This is a genomic window from Leptotrichia trevisanii DSM 22070 (assembly GCF_000482505.1).
GTDB lineage: Bacteria > Fusobacteriota > Fusobacteriia > Fusobacteriales > Leptotrichiaceae > Leptotrichia > Leptotrichia trevisanii.
The window spans coordinates 1-1,366 of the sequence record NZ_AXVL01000086.1 but is presented as its reverse complement, the minus strand read 5'-3'; the positions used below and the strand labels follow the sequence as shown (position 1 = coordinate 1,366).

Genomic DNA, 1,366 nt, shown 5'->3' with positions numbered 1-1,366 from the left:
AGAGGTATCAACCTTAATATTGACAGCCCTCTTGGAATTGGGGACAACTTCTATTTCACATATATGACTGTTCCTAAAAAAGACCCCAACAGAAGCTGGAAAAAGACGGTTGAACAGTTACAGCCAGGAGAAATTTTACCAATCGGGCCGACTGGATATGATCCTTTAAAAGGAGACACATTGCCATATAAAAGACGGCTTGATATGTTTAATTTTGGGTATACGATGAAATTTAGGACATATACTTTAAAGCTTAATTCAAGTAAAAGTATTCAGGAAAGCAGCTTCTATTCAGCAAATACAGTATATGATATGTATTCAGGCAGCCATACGTTGTCTGCTGATCTGGAAAAGATACTTTTCAGAAATCAGAAAAGCAAGGTTAGTCTTGATTTAGGAATTAAGAGAAAACATAATCAGAGCTATCTTGAAAAGTCTGTATTATCTGACAGAAAACTTGCTGTTGGTACTTTAAGCCTTAATGCTACAACTTCACTTTTCGGAGGGATTTTTGGAAGCTCTTTTGGATATGAGAGAGGGCTTAAAATATTTCATGCTGAAAGGGACAGCGGAAAGATAGATACTACGCCAAAGGCACAGTTCCATAAATACAGTATGAACCTTAGCTACTACAAGCCCATAACGAACAAGCTTGTATACAGGGCAAATGTTAACGGGAGCTATTCAAATGATGTGCTTTATGGAAGTGAAAGACAGACAATAGGCGGTGTCGGAAGTGTAGGGGGCTACCATACAAGGGAGTCCATTCAGGGAGACAAGGCTATAGAAGTCAGCAATGAATTAGCATATAATATTCCAGTTAAGAAATTTGCGGTTGTTTCTCCGTATGTTAATTATGGATATGGGGCTGCAAAGTATAACAGGGATAAATCTAAATACAGGACTGGATATGTAACTGGAATGACAGCTGGAATCAGATTTGATACAAAAATCTTTGATTTTGACTTTGGATATGCAAGGCCAATGTCGCATTCAGACTATTTAAGCCCTAAGAAGCAGGAAATGTATTTTAGCGGTTCCTTGAAAGTAAGTTTTTAGACAATGTATAAAAATTTTTGAAATGAAACTTAAAAAAAAAAGTATTCTATTGGTTCAAATTTAAAAAAAATTAAGTACAATTTTAGACAGTAATAAAAAACAATAATTTATAGATTTTTAAAAATATCGAAAGGAGATGAACAATGAGAGGAAAAAGTAAGATATTACGCAAATTAACTGCGGCACTGCTGCTAAACGTGTTCAGCTTTAATATTCTTGCCGACGGACTTCAGGTTGATCCTAATTCAAGGTACAACACAAGCCTTGACAGGGCTCAGAATGGCGTGCCTGTCGTTAATATTTCCAC

At 36.2% G+C, this 1,366-nt stretch carries 1 protein-coding gene; it reads left to right on the top strand.

The annotated features are described in order from the left end of the window. A partial coding sequence (locus K324_RS16110; protein WP_026748939.1) for a ShlB/FhaC/HecB family hemolysin secretion/activation protein occupies positions 1-1,059 on the top strand: 1,059 nt, incomplete at its 5' end. Positions 1,060-1,366 lie beyond the last annotated feature (307 nt).